The sequence below is a fragment of the Kaistella yananensis genome, assembly GCF_026107505.2.
Lineage (GTDB): Bacteria > Bacteroidota > Bacteroidia > Flavobacteriales > Weeksellaceae > Kaistella > Kaistella yananensis.
This window is the reverse complement of sequence record NZ_JAPCHZ010000001.1, coordinates 412364-427032: the sequence shown is the minus strand read 5'-3', so window position 1 is coordinate 427032 and position 14669 is coordinate 412364. Positions and strand designations below refer to the sequence as shown.

General features: G+C 40.0%; 13 protein-coding genes. 7 read left to right on the top strand and 6 right to left on the bottom strand.

The annotated features are described in order from the left end of the window. The first annotated feature begins 106 nt into the window (after positions 1–106). Complete coding sequence (locus OK344_RS01870) at positions 107–1786, top strand: formate--tetrahydrofolate ligase (protein WP_265143182.1); 1680 nt, start codon at positions 107–109, stop codon at positions 1784–1786. A gap of 3 nt (positions 1787–1789) precedes the next feature. On the opposite strand, the gene OK344_RS01865 is transcribed toward OK344_RS01870, so the two are convergent. From OK344_RS01865 to mutY, 6 genes are all read right to left on the bottom strand, one after another. Then, complete coding sequence (locus tag OK344_RS01865; RefSeq protein WP_265143181.1) at positions 1790–2773, bottom strand: NAD(P)H-dependent flavin oxidoreductase; 984 nt, start codon at positions 2771–2773, stop codon at positions 1790–1792. A 204-nt stretch (positions 2774–2977) separates the two neighbouring features. Continuing rightward, positions 2978–4345: a peptidylprolyl isomerase gene (locus OK344_RS01860; protein ID WP_407936693.1), complete on the bottom strand. Its 1368-nt coding sequence runs from the start codon at positions 4343–4345 to the stop codon at positions 2978–2980. 65 nt (positions 4346–4410) lie between these two features. After that, complete coding sequence (locus OK344_RS01855) at positions 4411–6240, bottom strand: peptidylprolyl isomerase (protein WP_265143180.1); 1830 nt, start codon at positions 6238–6240, stop codon at positions 4411–4413. Between the two features lie 56 nt (positions 6241–6296). Next, positions 6297–7217: a PfkB family carbohydrate kinase gene (locus OK344_RS01850; protein ID WP_265143179.1), complete on the bottom strand. Its 921-nt coding sequence runs from the start codon at positions 7215–7217 to the stop codon at positions 6297–6299. A 40-nt stretch (positions 7218–7257) separates the two neighbouring features. Next, the gene (gldD, locus tag OK344_RS01845; protein WP_088467850.1) at positions 7258–7812 is read right to left on the bottom strand and encodes a gliding motility lipoprotein GldD; all 555 of its coding nucleotides are present in this window, start codon (positions 7810–7812) and stop codon (positions 7258–7260) included. Between the two features lie 227 nt (positions 7813–8039). Next, the gene (gene mutY / locus OK344_RS01840; RefSeq protein WP_265143178.1) at positions 8040–9080 is read right to left on the bottom strand and encodes an A/G-specific adenine glycosylase; all 1041 of its coding nucleotides are present in this window, start codon (positions 9078–9080) and stop codon (positions 8040–8042) included. Between the two features lie 47 nt (positions 9081–9127). Here mutY and OK344_RS01835 point away from each other — a divergent pair, with 47 nt between their 5' ends. The 6 genes from OK344_RS01835 to OK344_RS01810 all read left to right on the top strand — a co-directional run bounded on the left by OK344_RS01835 (position 9128) and on the right by OK344_RS01810 (position 14651). After that, complete coding sequence (locus OK344_RS01835; RefSeq protein ID WP_088467852.1) at positions 9128–9418, top strand: HU family DNA-binding protein; 291 nt, start codon at positions 9128–9130, stop codon at positions 9416–9418. 404 nt (positions 9419–9822) lie between these two features. Beyond that, complete coding sequence (locus tag OK344_RS01830) at positions 9823–11382, top strand: Rne/Rng family ribonuclease (protein WP_265143177.1); 1560 nt, start codon at positions 9823–9825, stop codon at positions 11380–11382. Positions 11383–11545: 163 nt separating this feature from the next. Further along, the gene (locus OK344_RS01825; RefSeq protein WP_306400406.1) at positions 11546–11656 is read left to right on the top strand and encodes a cation-transporting P-type ATPase; all 111 of its coding nucleotides are present in this window, start codon (positions 11546–11548) and stop codon (positions 11654–11656) included. A 29-nt stretch (positions 11657–11685) separates the two neighbouring features. Further along, complete coding sequence (locus OK344_RS01820) at positions 11686–12126, top strand: P-type ATPase actuator domain-containing protein (RefSeq protein WP_306400405.1); 441 nt, start codon at positions 11686–11688, stop codon at positions 12124–12126. Next, the gene (locus OK344_RS01815) at positions 12092–13906 is read left to right on the top strand and encodes a cation-translocating P-type ATPase (protein WP_306400404.1); all 1815 of its coding nucleotides are present in this window, start codon (positions 12092–12094) and stop codon (positions 13904–13906) included. Before OK344_RS01820 ends, OK344_RS01815 begins: the two co-directional genes overlap by 35 nt. A gap of 115 nt (positions 13907–14021) precedes the next feature. Then, entirely contained in the window at positions 14022–14651 is a 630-nt protein-coding gene (locus tag OK344_RS01810) for an NUDIX hydrolase (protein ID WP_088467855.1), read from the top strand. Positions 14652–14669: the final 18 nt, after the last annotated feature.

The window sequence follows — 14669 nt, the reverse complement described above, 5'->3', positions numbered from 1 at the left end:
CGCACAAAAATTTAAGACAAAAACAGTAAAACTGACGAATCGCATTACGGAAAATTGAGCAGAGAAGATTCTTATGATTAATTTTGAGTACCTAAATTAAGTAAAAATGAATTTCCCTACCGACTTAGAAATTGCATCCGAAGCCAAAATTCAGCACATCAAGCATATCGCTGAGAAAATTGGAATCGACCACGATGATCTGGAATACTACGGAAAATACAAAGCCAAAATCCCTTTATCATACATCGATGAAGAAAAAATTAAGAAGGCAAAACTTATTTTAGTTACCGCCATTAACCCTACTCCAGCGGGCGAAGGGAAAACTACCGTTTCTGTAGGCCTCTCTGATGGTTTGAATAAAATCGGTAAAAAAGCCATCGCGGTTCTGCGTGAACCGAGTCTGGGACCGGTTTTCGGGATGAAAGGCGGCGCGGCGGGCGGCGGTTATGCGCAGGTGATTCCGATGGTGGATATCAACCTGCATTTTACCGGAGACTTTGCGGCGATTGAAAAAGCCAACAACCTGCTTTCTGCACTTATCGACAATAATCTGCAGAACAAAAAACATAATCTGAACATCGACCCACGAACCATTACCTGGAAGCGTGTAATGGATATGAACGACAGAAGTCTGAGACAGATTGTAATCGGTTTGGGTGGCTCGAACAACGGAATTGCGCGGGAAGAAGGTTTCAATATTACTCCGGCGTCTGAAGTGATGGCGATTCTCTGTATTGCGAAGGATTTCGAAGATTTAAGAGAAAGACTGGGTAATATTTTCGTGGGTTATACCTTCGATAAAAAACCTGTTTACGCCAGAGATTTAAAAGCGGAAGGCGCGATGGCGATTCTGCTGAGAGATGCCATAAAACCTAATTTGGTTCAAACTCTGGAAGGCAATCCGGCGATTCTTCACGGCGGTCCGTTTGCGAATATCGCGCAGGGAACCAATACGATTATTGCAACCAAAACCGGACTTTCGCTGGCTGATTTTGTCGTTACCGAGGCAGGTTTCGGAGCAGATTTAGGTGCTGAAAAATTCTTCCATATCAAATGTCATTACGGAAAACTAAAACCTGACGCTTTTGTTCTTGTCGCTACCATCCGCGCGCTTCGTTATCATGGCGGCGCAACGAAAAAAGGGGAATTCGACAAACCTAACCTTCAGTTTGTGAAAAACGGCATCGACAACCTGAAAAAACATATTGAAAATGCCTTTAAATTCGGTTTAAGACCGATTGTAGCCATCAATCATTTCGCAAACGATGCTGAAGAGGAAATACAGTTTGTAAAAGATGAATGCGAAAAATTGGGTGTAAAAGCCATTATTGCTGATGAGTTTTTACATGGCGGTGCCGGCATGACCGAACTTGCAGCAGAAGTGGCACGATGTGCTTTTGAATGTGGAAACGATTTTCAGCCTTTGTATAAAGTAACCGAATCGGTTGAACATAAGCTTGAAACCGTAGCGCGTGAAGTGTACGGTGCGGACAATGTGGTGTATTCGCAGAAAGCAAAAAACCAGCTGAAAACGATTTACGATTTAAACCTCGATAAACTGCCGGTGTGTATGGCGAAAACGCAGAAATCCCTCACCGACGATGAAACGAAAATCGGACGCCCAAGCAATTTCAAAATCACGGTAAGGGAATTCGAATTTGCGGCGGGAGCCGGATTTATTATTCCGATTTTGGGTGATATGATGAGGATGCCGGGCTTGCCAAATGTTCCGGCTGCCGAAGGAATGTCGATCGACAAAAACGGGGTTATTACGGGGTTGAGCTGATGACTAAAAATCTGTATAGCCTGCCTGTCTAAATTCTTTCAGCAAGTTCTGGAAGACCTTTTCTACAGGCAGGATTTCTTTAATCAACGCTGAAACCTGCCCTATTTCGAGTTCGCCTTCTTCCAGATCGCCTTCGAACATGCCGCGTTTTGCACGGGCACGGCCGAGCGTTTCTTTTAATGCTTCGGCGTTTCTGCCGGTTTCGTAAAGCTTTTCCAGGTCATAGAAAAATTTATTCTTCACCAAACGCACAGGAGCAAGTTCTTTCAGCGTTAAATGGGTATCGCCTTCGCTGAGCTGGGTTATTTTGGTTTTCCAGTCGGTATGTGCACTGGCTTCTTCTGTCGCGGCGAACCGGGAACCAATCTGCACACCATCGGCACCGAGAATCATGGCGGCTTTCATCTGAGAACCGAGGGCAATTCCGCCGGCTGCGATTAAGGGTTTTGAAATATGCTGTTTTACATTCGGGATCAGCACCATGGTGGTGGTTTCGTCTCTTCCGTTGTGGCCGCCCGCTTCGAAACCTTCGGCAACAATAGCATCCACACCTGCATCTTCGCACTTCATAGCAAATTTGGTCGAGGAAACCACGTGGGCAACTTTAATTCCTTCTGTCTGGAGGGTTTCGGTGTAGGTTTTGGGATTTCCGGCGGAGGTGAAAACAATCTTCACTCCTTCTTCCAGAATAATGTTGATAATTTCTTCTAAATTTGGATAGAGCAATGCCACATTTACCCCAAAAGGTTTATCGGTCGCGGCTTTACATTTGCGGATATTTTCGCGCAGAATATCGGGATACATACTTGCAGACCCAATAAGTCCCAAACCGCCGGAATTAGACACCGCAGAAGCCAGACGCCAACCGGAATGCCAGATCATGCCACCCTGGATGATGGGATACTTTATTTGAAATAATTCTGTGATTCTGTTTTGCTCCTCGCGGTACATTTTTTCGGCGATCCCGAAATGGTTAAAATTGCTCATGCGTAAATTTAAAAAAATACTGAGAAAGGCGGAAATCTGTGGGAAGAAAATCCGTCCCTAAATCCTAGCCCCGATGGAAGCGGCATCCTTTTCTGAAGCGAAGCGGAAGAAAAGATACAGCGGACAGCGGGTAAAGTTTTCGGAGGAAGCGAAAAACCTATTGCTCCCGAAACAAAAAACTCTGCAAAAATGCAGAGCTTAAATTTATTTTCCGTCGGTATTTTTGCGCCAGTCGGTTTTGAAAGTGCAGTCTTTGTAACGGTTGTTGATGGAGATAAATACGTTGGGCAGTTTTTCTTTCACCCATTTTTCTACCATCTCGTTTTTCTTTTTGTTGAGTGCCATCTGCTTGATTCTGTCGTAATCTGTAGCGATATCGAGCTGGTGTGCGGCAATTACATCGTCGATTTTAATGATGGTCACCACTTTTCTGTCCTGTGCCTGGGTATCCTGAAAGACCTCGGTAATATCACCTTTGTTCTGCCCAGCAATCTGGTAAGAAATGGTTGGCGGCAGGTTGAGCTTCTCCATTTTATCGGAGCCGTCTTCGGAAGTGATAATTCCGGCGTTGAATTTTGTTCTTTTATCATCTGAAAAACGGAAAGCCGCTTCTTTGAAGGTAAGTTTCCCATCGAGAATCAGGGTTCTGATACTGTCGAGTTCCTTTTTTGCGGTTGCAATTTCATCGGCATTGGGTTCGGCTTTGAGAAGGATATGGCGTGCATCGTACATTTTTCCGCTCTTTTTCACGAGCTGAATAAGGTGATAGCCGAATTCAGATTCTACAGGTTCGGAAAGTTCGCCTTCCTGAAGGTTAAGTGCCGCAGCCTCGAAAGGCTTCACCATTTTGCCTTTTGCAATGTTGGTATAAAGTCCGCCATTGGCAGCAGATCCCGGGTCATCGGAATAAATCCTTGCCTGACTTTCGAAAGATTCGCCAGCTAAAATATCCTGTTTGATTTTATTCAGACGTGCGATAATTTCGTTTTTATGTGCGTCGGTAAGTTTGGGATACATGACGATTTGGGATAAGCTCACCTCATCATTCACCTGTGGAAGCTGGTATCTGTAGGTATTGAAAAAATCGGTTACTTCGTTTGGAGTTACATCGGCTTTTTCGGTAATTCTCCCGAATTTCATCTGTCCGTAATAATTATCGGCATCAATTTTCTCGATGGCGTTTTTCATTTCATAAGACGTACGGAATTTATAGGCCGCAAGCATTGTTTTCTCGTCGGGAAACTGGCCAAGAATCTGGTTGTATTTCTGGGCAGCATTTTCTTTAATTGCTGCAGAACGGTTTTCGATGAGGGTATCTCTTTTGGCTTCGTAAATCAGAAGTTTGTTATTGATGATGCTTTCAACAAACTCGCATTTATCGGCAACGGTTGCGCCCTGCTGCTTGGCATAGTTTGCCTGCTCCTCAATATCTGATTCCAAAATAATTTCATCTCCTACCACCACTGCAATGCCGTCGACCAAATCGCCGGTTTTGAGCTGTGCATTCATTTTAACACCGAAAAAGGCGAAAATAAAGCTCAATAGAAGTGCAAATTTTATATTCTTGTTCATATTCATTTTTTAACGATTTGCAAAATTATCATTCTAAACGAAATAACCTGCATTTTTTATTATAATTATTTCTTAAAGTTCTTTTCCAAATCCTTTCTGAATTCGGGCTGAATGACAATATTGGTTTTTGCTTTCTGCTCTGCAATAATAGCCTTCAGTCTTTCTTCATTTACTGCATCTTTTAACAGTTCTGCCGCTTCATCCTGGGTCATTTGAGTGGGCGGTAAAATCTGGTCGATTGCGATAACTAAAGTTCTTTCTTCCATTTTTGTCTGGTGCACTCCGGTTTTGAAAGGAACTTTGTATTTCGTAAAAACATCGGCATCTTCAGACATTTCTCCTTTTTCAAAATTGACAAGAATCTGTTTTTTATCGTTCAGTTTTCCGTAAAATTTTGCTTTCAGGGTTTCCCAGTTTTTTGGATTTTTAATGTCTTTTTCGATTTCTTTGGTGAGTTTGTCATCAGCAATGATTGCTACACGGCCATCGGCACGGTTGCCCCACATGTATTTCGATTTGTTTTTGTTGTAGTAATCGGTAAGCCATTCGGGATGCTTTGTGATTTCCTCGTTCAGATATTTAGAAAAAATATAATCTGAATAAAGTCCTTTGCGGAATTCATCGAGTTCTTTTTTGATATGTTTCTGGTTGGTGAAATCTGCGGAATAAAATCTCATCACATCCTGAGCATTGACTCCGGAAAGTGCTTCTGACCATAAAGCAGGTGTAAGTTTTTCGGCATCAGCTTTTTTGTCGCCAATCAGCTTTTTAAGATCCCCAACCGTTGTTTTATCTTTTTTATACTGGTAAAGAACCGTATCGTCTTTTGCAGTACTAAAAGCCTGGTAGGATTTTTTTACATTCTGAAATGCCGGAAACTCTTTATAAGTCGGGTCAGATTTCAGATAAGCCAACATTCTATCCTGAAGATTTTCGTTGTAAAGAGAACCATTCATATCTCTCAGGAAAAAATCTCTGTTCTTATCGGTAAGAATGTAAGGTTCTATATTATAAATATTGAACACGAAATAATTTTCACCGAAAAGCAAAGGTTCCGGCGTGTAATAACCTGCCTTTTTTCCTTTGAAGAGTTCGTAAACTTCGTCCGGAAGCGTTGGAGAACCCATCACTACTCCACCATTATTTTTTTCGTGATCGTTTGCGCCGTAAAGTTTGGCTACTTCCTGGAAGCTTTTGCCAGCTTTCAGATCGTTGTAAATCTTTGTTTTAACAGTTTCGGAATTATCATCTTTCGGGAAAGAAATGGTACCAAAAACCACATACCCGAGACTTGGTCTTGAACTGAGAACTTTTGCAAACGCAATATATCCCGGCAAATCCTGAAGTGCCGTGAATGAGTTGTTTGGTAAAGTCTTTAGTTGGTTATAAAGAATATGATCTACACTTCCGGGTTTTATAAAAATAGGTTTAGGAGAAGCTTTGGTATATTTGGAGATTGCATCTTCCATTGTAATTTTTCCAGCCTTAACATCGCTGTAAATCTGCTGGTAATTGTTGTTGTCGCCGGCAGTTTTTGCAACCATAAAAATCTGAACCTGCTTTTCGGTCTGGCTGTCCTTCATAAAATCATTTAAAACAGGATCTAAGACCTGCTTCGGATAGAAATACTGCTCGCGTAAATCGGCTTCTTTTTCCATCATTCTTTCGCGGAAAGACGCAGTGGTATCTGCTTTTTTATCTGCTGCAAATTGCTGAAGCAGGATAAAATCTTCGGTAGAACGCAGGGTTTTTTCGATCCCGCTGTTCTGTAAACCATACTGATATTCTTTTTTATAATCGGCCAGTGAAATGCTGTCTTTCCCGATAATCATGTACTGGGCTGACATAGCACTGCCCAATCCTGCCAACATTGCGAAAGCAAATATTTTCTTCATACTTAAATGTTCTTTTTAATTTTAAAAATGATTGTGATTGTTATTAGTTTTCGAAATCAAACCTCAACTTCAAAAGTTGTTAAATCTTTAAAATTCTTGATTCTGGCAATCATTTCACTTTCGGTTACTTCCTGTAGTTTTTCGGTACCGAATTTTTCAACAGTGAAAGAAGCCATGGCAGAACCTACGATGAGGGCAGATTTCATGGTTTCGAAACTGAAATCTTCTTTTTTCGCAAGATAGGCCGCAAAACCTCCTGCGAAAGTATCTCCGGCTCCGGTTGGATCGAAAACTTCTTCCAGCGGAAGCGCAGGAATTGCAAATATTTTACCGTCGTGGAATAGCAATGCACCATGTTCGCCTTTTTTAATAATAACGAACTCCGGTCCCATATCATGAATTTTCTTCGCAGCTTTCACCAAAGAATATTCACCGGAAAGCTGTCTTGCTTCTTCATCGTTAATCGTGATAACATCGGTTTTGGCAATCATCTGCATTAACGTATCCCAGGCAGAATCCATCCAGAAATTCATGGTATCCAAAATAACCAGCTTCGGGCGGTTTTTCATTCTTTCAAGGACTGAAAGCTGAACGCCGGGGTGAAGGTTACCCAACAACAAAATCTCTGCATCCTGCATAGATTCAGGAATTTTTGGGTCGAAATTTTCCAAAACATTCACTTCAGTGACCAAAGTATCTCTGGAGTTTAAGTCGTTGTGATATTTACCGCTCCAGAAAAATGTTTTTCCTTCTTTTACGATTTCAATTCCTTCAATATTTACTCCTCTTGCGGTAAGCATGTCTAAATCTGCCTGCGGAAAATCGCCACCAATTACGGAAACGATACCGGATTCAACATTAAGGATAGAAGATGCAATGCCAATATAGGTTGCCGCACCTCCCAAAATTTTATCTGTTTTCCCGAAAGGGGTTTCAATAGCGTCAAAAGCGACAGAACCAACAACTAATAGTTTCATTTATATTTTGTTTAAAGTTTTTAATTTATCTCGGGGAAACTTATTTCCATTCAAATGTATCGATTAAATGCTGTAAATCATTCTTTATATAAGCAACAGCTGGTGCCAGAGAATCGGGTTTTGGCCTGGAGTTGAAATACAGGTTTGCAGTTACGTAATGCCTGGTAGAATCTGTAACAAAAAACTGAAGATTGGAAGCTGTAGGACCGCTGAGTTCGTAAAAATTCCCGAAAACATTGCGTTCCGGATAGGTAAAAGATTTCGTATCGATGCTGCTTGCCTTAATAGTATGTTCATAAACCATCTTCTCAGACTCTTTTACATGAAGTGCAAAATCATTTTTCACAGGGAAATAAGTGACGAAGACTTTGGCTTTCATTTCCGGATATTCAATATAGTACCAGCAGTCGTTTTTTGCATTTACAATTTTAGCAAAATCCGAGTATTCGAAACTGAAACCGCACGGCGAAACGTATTTCTGGTACTTGGCCTTTGGATATTCTAACCGGAGCTCGCCCGAAGGTTTTGGCTGGGCTTCTTCAGCACATGAAAACAAAAAAAATCCTAAAAATGTGAAAATGAGTTTTTTAAACATTGCGCAAAAGTACAAATTTGATTTGAAATTTTATAGAGAGATTTCGCTGCCAAAAAGTGAAATTCTTTAAAGGAAAAATAAGTATTTATTAAGGAAAAAGGATTTAGGAATCTTCTTTTTATTTTGCATATCAATCATTTAATTCTAAAAGATTCCTAAATCCATTTAAACAGTTACAGTGGTTAACTGCTTTGTAATTAGAGTTCATAAAACGTGAAATGTTAAATTCAAATTTCATCTTCGATCCATTTCATATAATTTTCCAGTGGTTTTGGGAAAGATTTCTGGTGAGATTCTTCCAAATCTGTAATAATAAAACCATTTTCCTCAGCGAATTTCTTAAATATTTCCTCCGAATTTAAAATCACTTTGTATATCTGCACCGTTAGATTTCTGTGCGTGAGCTTGTGCAAAACCGTTTTATGATGAACGATTTCTGTTTTAAATTCGGCAGGAACCTCTGTAGGAAATTCGTAAAGTCTTTTCCAGATAAAATCATCGCCTCTTCTTTTAATGAGAAATCTACCGTTAAATTCCACATAATGATAGGTAAGCTCTAAATCTGTGGGTTTTGTTTTCTTTGACTTTACAGGAAATTCGTGAACTTTTCCCAAACTGAAGGCTAAACATTCCTTATTTAAAGGACAGATTTCGCACTTCGGATTTTTTGGTTTACAGATTTCTGAACCAAGATCCATCATCGCTTCGTTAAAATGCCCCGCTTCGTTTTCAGGCATCATCCTCAAGGCCAGTTCAGAAAAGTATAAAAACGCTTTCGATTTTGAAATATCGAAATCATCAGCAAAAACCCGGGATAACACGCGGTAAAAATTACCGTCTACCGCTGGGATCTTTGTTCCGAAACATATGCTTGAAATGGCTGCCGCAGTGTATTTCCCTACTCCTTTCAAGCTCAAAATATTGTTATAGTTTTCCGGGAATTTACCCTGGAATTCCCGTACGATCTGAAGTGCTGCTTTGTGAAGGTTCAACGCTCGGGAATAATAACCGAGTCCTTTCCAATATAATAAAACCTCATCATTTTCGGCCTCAGCCAAAGTCTGCACATCCGGAAATCTATGGATAAACCTGCTATAATGATTCAAACCCTGTTCGATTCTGGTTTGCTGAAAAATTATTTCGCAGATCCAGATTTTGTAGGGATCATTTGTATTTCGGAACGGTAAGTCCCTGCCGTGTATTTTGTACCATGCCAAGAGCAATTCACCAACGTGAAGAAAATCAGCATTTTGTTTTTTACTTTTCAAAAAATGTTCTTATATTTGCACACCAAAAATATAAATAAATAAAGGAAATGACAAAGGCAGAATTGGTGAGCACCATCTCGAATAAATTGGGAACTGAAAAGAATGAAACTCAGAAAGTTGTAGAAGCATTCATGCAGGAGATCAGAACTTCAATGTATAATGGCGACAATGTTTATTTAAGAGGTTTCGGTTCATTTGTTATTAAAACAAGAGCAGCAAAAACAGGAAGAAACATTTCTAAAAATACAGCAATCGAAATCCCGGCTCACAATATCCCGGCGTTTAAACCATCTAAAACTTTTGTTGAGAAGGTAAAAACCAAAGTAGCGATTAAATAATTAACTGAGAGAATATATAAGTTACAAATTAAAAATTTTTAAATTATGCCAAGCGGAAAGAAAAGAAAGAGACACAAGGTTGCAACTCACAAAAGAAAGAAAAGAAGAAGAGCGAACAGACACAAGAAAAAATAATCTATTCGCGATTTACAATATAACAATATAGTTGGTGTTTTTATATTTATAAAATTTCACCGACTATATTTTTGTTTTGTCCCAAAATTTAACCTACAGATTGAAGGATTTAGTTATACCGGCTTCAGCATGGTATACGCCCCACAAATACACATTCTTAGTCGGTAAACATTATTTAAGTACCAAAAACAGTTAAAAATTTTAGATAATATCCGCTGGAATTTCTGTAAATTCCCTTGTCTAAATCTTTTTAATTCCCCAATACAAGAATGAAGAAAGAACTTATTATATCACATGAAGATGAAAGGTCTAAAATCGCCCTTCTGGAAGACGGAAGGCTTTTTGAGCTGCATGAACAGGAAGACAAAAGCGACTTTGTAGTTGGCGATCTGTTTATAGGTAAAGTAAAAAAACTCGCGCCCAACCTTAATGCCGCATTCGTTAGCATCGGGTACGAAAAAGATGCATTTCTGCATTATCAGGATTTAGGTCCGCAGTTCCTCACTTATAAAAAATTTCTGAAAGACACTGTTTCAAAAAAACAGCAGAACTCTTCTCTCAAGAACTTTGAAGTTCAGCCCGAGATCAATAAAAACGGTCTGATTGACAAAGTACTTGCAAAAGACGACAGCATAATTCTGCAGATTACCAAAGAACCCATTTCTACCAAAGGTCCCAGAATATCCACCCAAATCTCCTTAACAGGACGATTTCTCGTTTTAATCCCTTTCGATAAAAGCGTTTCGATCTCAAAAAAAATTGCAAATGGTGAAGAAAGAGAGCGACTTAGGACTTTAATTGAAAGCATTAAACCCGAAGGTTTTGGCGTAATCATCCGCACAGTTGCCGAAGGTAAAAAAGTAGCTGAACTGCATAACGATATGAACCAACTGGTTCAAAAATGGGAAACCACCTTCAAAAACCTTCAGAAAAACAAGGTTCCAAGCCGGGTTTTAAGCGAAGAAGACAAAGCTTCAGCAATTCTGCGCGATAATTTCAATGCAGATTTCGTTTCTATTATCTGTGATGACGAGCAGATGGTTGACGACATGAAAGCCTATATTGAAGTCATCGCTCCGGAACGCAAAAATATTGTTCAGTTCTACGATAAGCCCATTCCGCTGATGGAATATTACAATGTTGAAAAACAGCTGAAACAGAGCTTTGGCAAACATGTAAATATCCCAAGTTCCAAAGGTGCTTACCTTGTCATCGAACACACGGAAGCGCTTCACGTGGTAGATGTAAATTCAGGAAACAACATTTCTTCGGGAAGTGCCGGAAACAAAGAACATGCGCTGACCGTAAACAAAATGGCCGCCACCGAAATTGCGCGACAGTTACGGCTACGCGATATGGGAGGAATTATTGTGATCGATTTCATCGACATGATTAACGCAGATCACCGCCGGGATTTATACGAACACCTGAAAAAGGAAATGAGCCGCGACAAAGCCCGTCACAAAATTTTACCTCCAAGTAAATTCGGATTAATTCAGCTTACGCGACAAAGAACCCGCCCGGAAAACATCATCGAAACCAAAGAAGAAAACCCTAATGCCGACGGCGAAATCCTTGCTCCCATTGTTGTGGTTGAACGAATGGAAGAAGTAATAAAAGGTCTCATTCAGAAAGAAAAAGGAAAGATTTTTCTTCATGTACATCCTTTTGTTGAAGCCTATCTTACCAAAGGTTTGGTCAGCATACAGACAAAATGGTATCTGAAATACAAAAAGTGGGTCACTATTATTCCGCGCGATTCTTTTAAATATCTGGAATATAAAATTATCAACTCCCAGAAAGAAGAGCTTATGAGCTATTCTAATTAAAACCGAAAATACAAAGCAGATTTTACGTAGAATTTGCATTTACAAATTACAACTCCCTCCTGTAGGGAGTTTTTTTATTACGAAAAGGATTGTGTTAAAATTTTATCCGGATAATTTCGTAAATTACAGTTCGTTTAACAACCCACAGCTTAAAATCTGAACTATGCCGGCAAATCCTTTTAACATTCAAGGTTTATCAGCTGAAGAAGTACTTCTCGCCCGCAAAAAATTTGGCGACAATACCTTAAAATATAAAAAGAAAACACTTTTTTAGATGCGTTGATAAGCCTTGTTAAAGAACCCATGATTATTCTGCTTCTGGTGGCAGCCCTAATCTATTTTGTGAACGGTATGGTGAGCGACGCGATATTTATGGTTTCGGCCATTGTGGTGATTTCGCTGATTTCGCTCTACCAGGATTCCCGCAGCCGAAATGCGCTCGAAAAGCTTAAATATTTTACACAACCTAACTGCAAAGTCATTCGCGACGGAGAAATAGTGGAGATCAACAGTGAAGAGCTGGTTGTTGGCGACAACCTGATTATTGAAGAAGGAACATTGGTTGTAGCCGATGGAACCATCGTTCATTCGAACGATTTTTCTGTTAATGAATCAATTCTCACCGGGGAATCGTTTGCGGTCTTTAAAGATAAAAGCAAAGAAGACAACTTTGTTTACAAAGGTACAACGGTAGAAAGCGGCCTTGCAATTGGTTTGGGGAATCAACTATTTTATTTCTCATGATATTCTCGACAGTTTGCTGAAAGCCTTAACCTTAGCAATGAGTATTCTGCCTGAAGAAATCCCGATGGCATTCACCGCATTTATGGCGATTGGCGCCTGGCGGCTTATGAAGATGCAAATTGTGGTAAAACAGATGAAAACCGTTGAAACTCTAGGCAGCGCCAGCGTAATCTGCACCGACAAAACCGGCACAATTACCGAAAACAGAATGAGTTTAGCTAAAATTTTCGCACACGGAACCCAACAGATTTCAGAACCTGGAAAAACTTTAACAACCGAAGAAAAAGAACTCATTACCTTCGCGATGTGGGCAAGCGAACCGATTCCTTTTGATCCTATGGAAACTGCGCTGCATGAAGCTTACCGGAATTTAGGAGCCGAAGATGAACGGCCGCATTTCAAAATGGTTCACGAATATCCTTTGGGTGGAAAACCGCCTATGATGACACATATTTTCAGCAACAGTGCCGGAGAAAAAAAGATTGCAGCCAAAGGAGCTCCTGAAGCAATAATTAAGGTCTGCAACCTGTCTGACGAAGAAACACAAAAAATCATCAACGCCATTGAAACCATAACTAAAGAAGGTTACCGCGTTTTGGGAGTTGCAAAAAGCGATTTCGCAGGTGACAGTTACCCCAAACATCAGCAGGAATTACCTTTCACATTTTTAGGAATCGTCGGCTTTTATGATCCACCGAAAGCAAATATCAGTAAAGTTTTGGAAGATTTTTACCAGGCAGGCATTTCTGTAAAAATAATTACCGGCGACAATGCTGCCACAACACAAGCAATTGCCAAGCAAATTAATTTTAAAGGTTCAGAGAAAAGCATGAGTGGTGATGAACTCATGCAGGTGTCAGATGCTGATCTCCAGAAAACCGTAATGGAAACCAATATTTTTACACGAATGTTTCCGGAAGCAAAACTTCGTATCATTAACGCTCTAAAGACCAAAAACCAAATTGTAGCAATGACCGGAGACGGTGTGAATGACGGACCGGCCTTGAAAGCCGCTCACATCGGCATCGCAATGGGAAAAAGAGGTACGGAAATTGCCAAACAGGCCGCGTCTTTGATCCTGATTGAAGACGATCTCTCGAAAATGGTAGATGCGGTCGCCATGGGCCGGAAAATTTACACTAACTTAAAAAAAGCGATTCAGTACATTATTTCGATCCATATACCGATTATTCTTACGGTTTTCATTCCGCTTGTTCTGGGTTGGATTTATCCAAATATTTTCTCACCGGCACATGTTATATTTTTAGAATTAATCATGGGTCCCACCTGCTCTATCGTTTTTGAAAATGAACCGATGGAGAAAAACGCGATGCAGCAGAAGCCCCGCTCCTTCAAAACAACTTTCTTCAACAGCCGGGAATTACTTACAAGCATCATTCAGGGTCTCGCGATCTCCGCAGGAACATTGTTTACCTATCAGTACGCAGTACAGAATGGTTTTAACGAAGCACATACACGCACGATGGTTTTCACTGTTTTGGTTGCTGCTAATATATTTTTAACGTTACAAAACAGGTCATTTTACTACTCCATCTTCACGACTTTAGGTTACAGAAACAACCTCATTTTACTGATTATTTCGATCACTACAGGCATAATGGTGCTTTTACTTTACGTACCAACATTCACCGAATTCTTTTTATTCGAAAGACTTTCAGCTAGTGACCTTGGACTTTGCATCCTGATCGGTTTAATCTCTGTCCTTTGGTACGAACTGGTAAAACTAAGGCTGAGATTGAAAAACAAAAAACAAGTTTAACTTATTTTAAAAACCAAGAAACATCAGCTTAAAAACTGCAATAGGAAAAGTGTTTCAAATCAATTTTAACTTTCTTTTAAAACACTTTCGGTATTCAATTTCCTAAATTTGTGACATGGAAGTTTTCGGGAGAGATCTTATCAAAAAAATTCAAAGTGCAGAACTGTTGGGCGAAAACGCGCACATGATTTATTCGCCACCTTACCGTCCGCTTTTTTCTTACGATGAAATTATAGCCAGAAATCCAAAATTTGCGGCAGTAAACATTGTACTTTATCTTAAAAATAACGAATGGTATTTCCCTCTGATGGTAAGGAGTACCAACGAACGCGACCGTCACAGCGGACAAATCTCTCTTCCTGGCGGAAAAAGAGAAGAAACCGACCGTAGTTTCGAAGAAACTGCAAAACGTGAAACCGCAGAAGAAATGGGAATCGAAGAACATTACATCAGGATTATCCGCGAAATGTCGCCCATTTATATCCCGCCAAGTAACTTTTATGTAAGACCATTTGTGTCGTATACCAAAAAAAATCCACAGTTCATTCTTCAGGAAGCTGAAGCCGTGGAATTAATAGAATTCCCTGTTTCTTCGATACTGGAACTTACCGAACAGCCTGAAATGATGGCCTTACCAAGCAGCAGAGGCGTGGAAGTTCCGGTGATTAATTTCAACGGATATATTATCTGGGGTGCGACTTCAATGATTTTAAGTGAATTCAGCACTTTGATGAAAAATTTGTAAATTCGCGGTCTATGTAAA

Bases quoted from the DNA above. Each gene is read 5' to 3' on its own strand.
- OK344_RS01810 (WP_088467855.1), top strand. From the start codon at position 14,022: ATGGAAGTTTTCGGGAGAGATCTTATCAAAAAAATTCAAAGTGCAGAA.
- OK344_RS01870 (WP_265143182.1), top strand. From the start codon at position 107: ATGAATTTCCCTACCGACTTAGAAATTGCATCCGAAGCCAAAATTCAG.
- gldD (WP_088467850.1), bottom strand. From the start codon at position 7,812: ATGTTTAAAAAACTCATTTTCACATTTTTAGGATTTTTTTTGTTTTCA.
- OK344_RS01865 (WP_265143181.1), bottom strand. From the start codon at position 2,773: ATGAGCAATTTTAACCATTTCGGGATCGCCGAAAAAATGTACCGCGAG.
- OK344_RS01825 (WP_306400406.1), top strand. From the start codon at position 11,546: ATGCCGGCAAATCCTTTTAACATTCAAGGTTTATCAGCTGAAGAAGTA.
- OK344_RS01860 (WP_407936693.1), bottom strand. From the start codon at position 4,345: ATGAACAAGAATATAAAATTTGCACTTCTATTGAGCTTTATTTTCGCC.
- OK344_RS01855 (WP_265143180.1), bottom strand. From the start codon at position 6,240: ATGAAGAAAATATTTGCTTTCGCAATGTTGGCAGGATTGGGCAGTGCT.
- OK344_RS01835 (WP_088467852.1), top strand. From the start codon at position 9,128: ATGACAAAGGCAGAATTGGTGAGCACCATCTCGAATAAATTGGGAACT.
- OK344_RS01830 (WP_265143177.1), top strand. From the start codon at position 9,823: ATGAAGAAAGAACTTATTATATCACATGAAGATGAAAGGTCTAAAATC.
- OK344_RS01820 (WP_306400405.1), top strand. From the start codon at position 11,686: ATGATTATTCTGCTTCTGGTGGCAGCCCTAATCTATTTTGTGAACGGT.
- OK344_RS01850 (WP_265143179.1), bottom strand. From the start codon at position 7,217: ATGAAACTATTAGTTGTTGGTTCTGTCGCTTTTGACGCTATTGAAACC.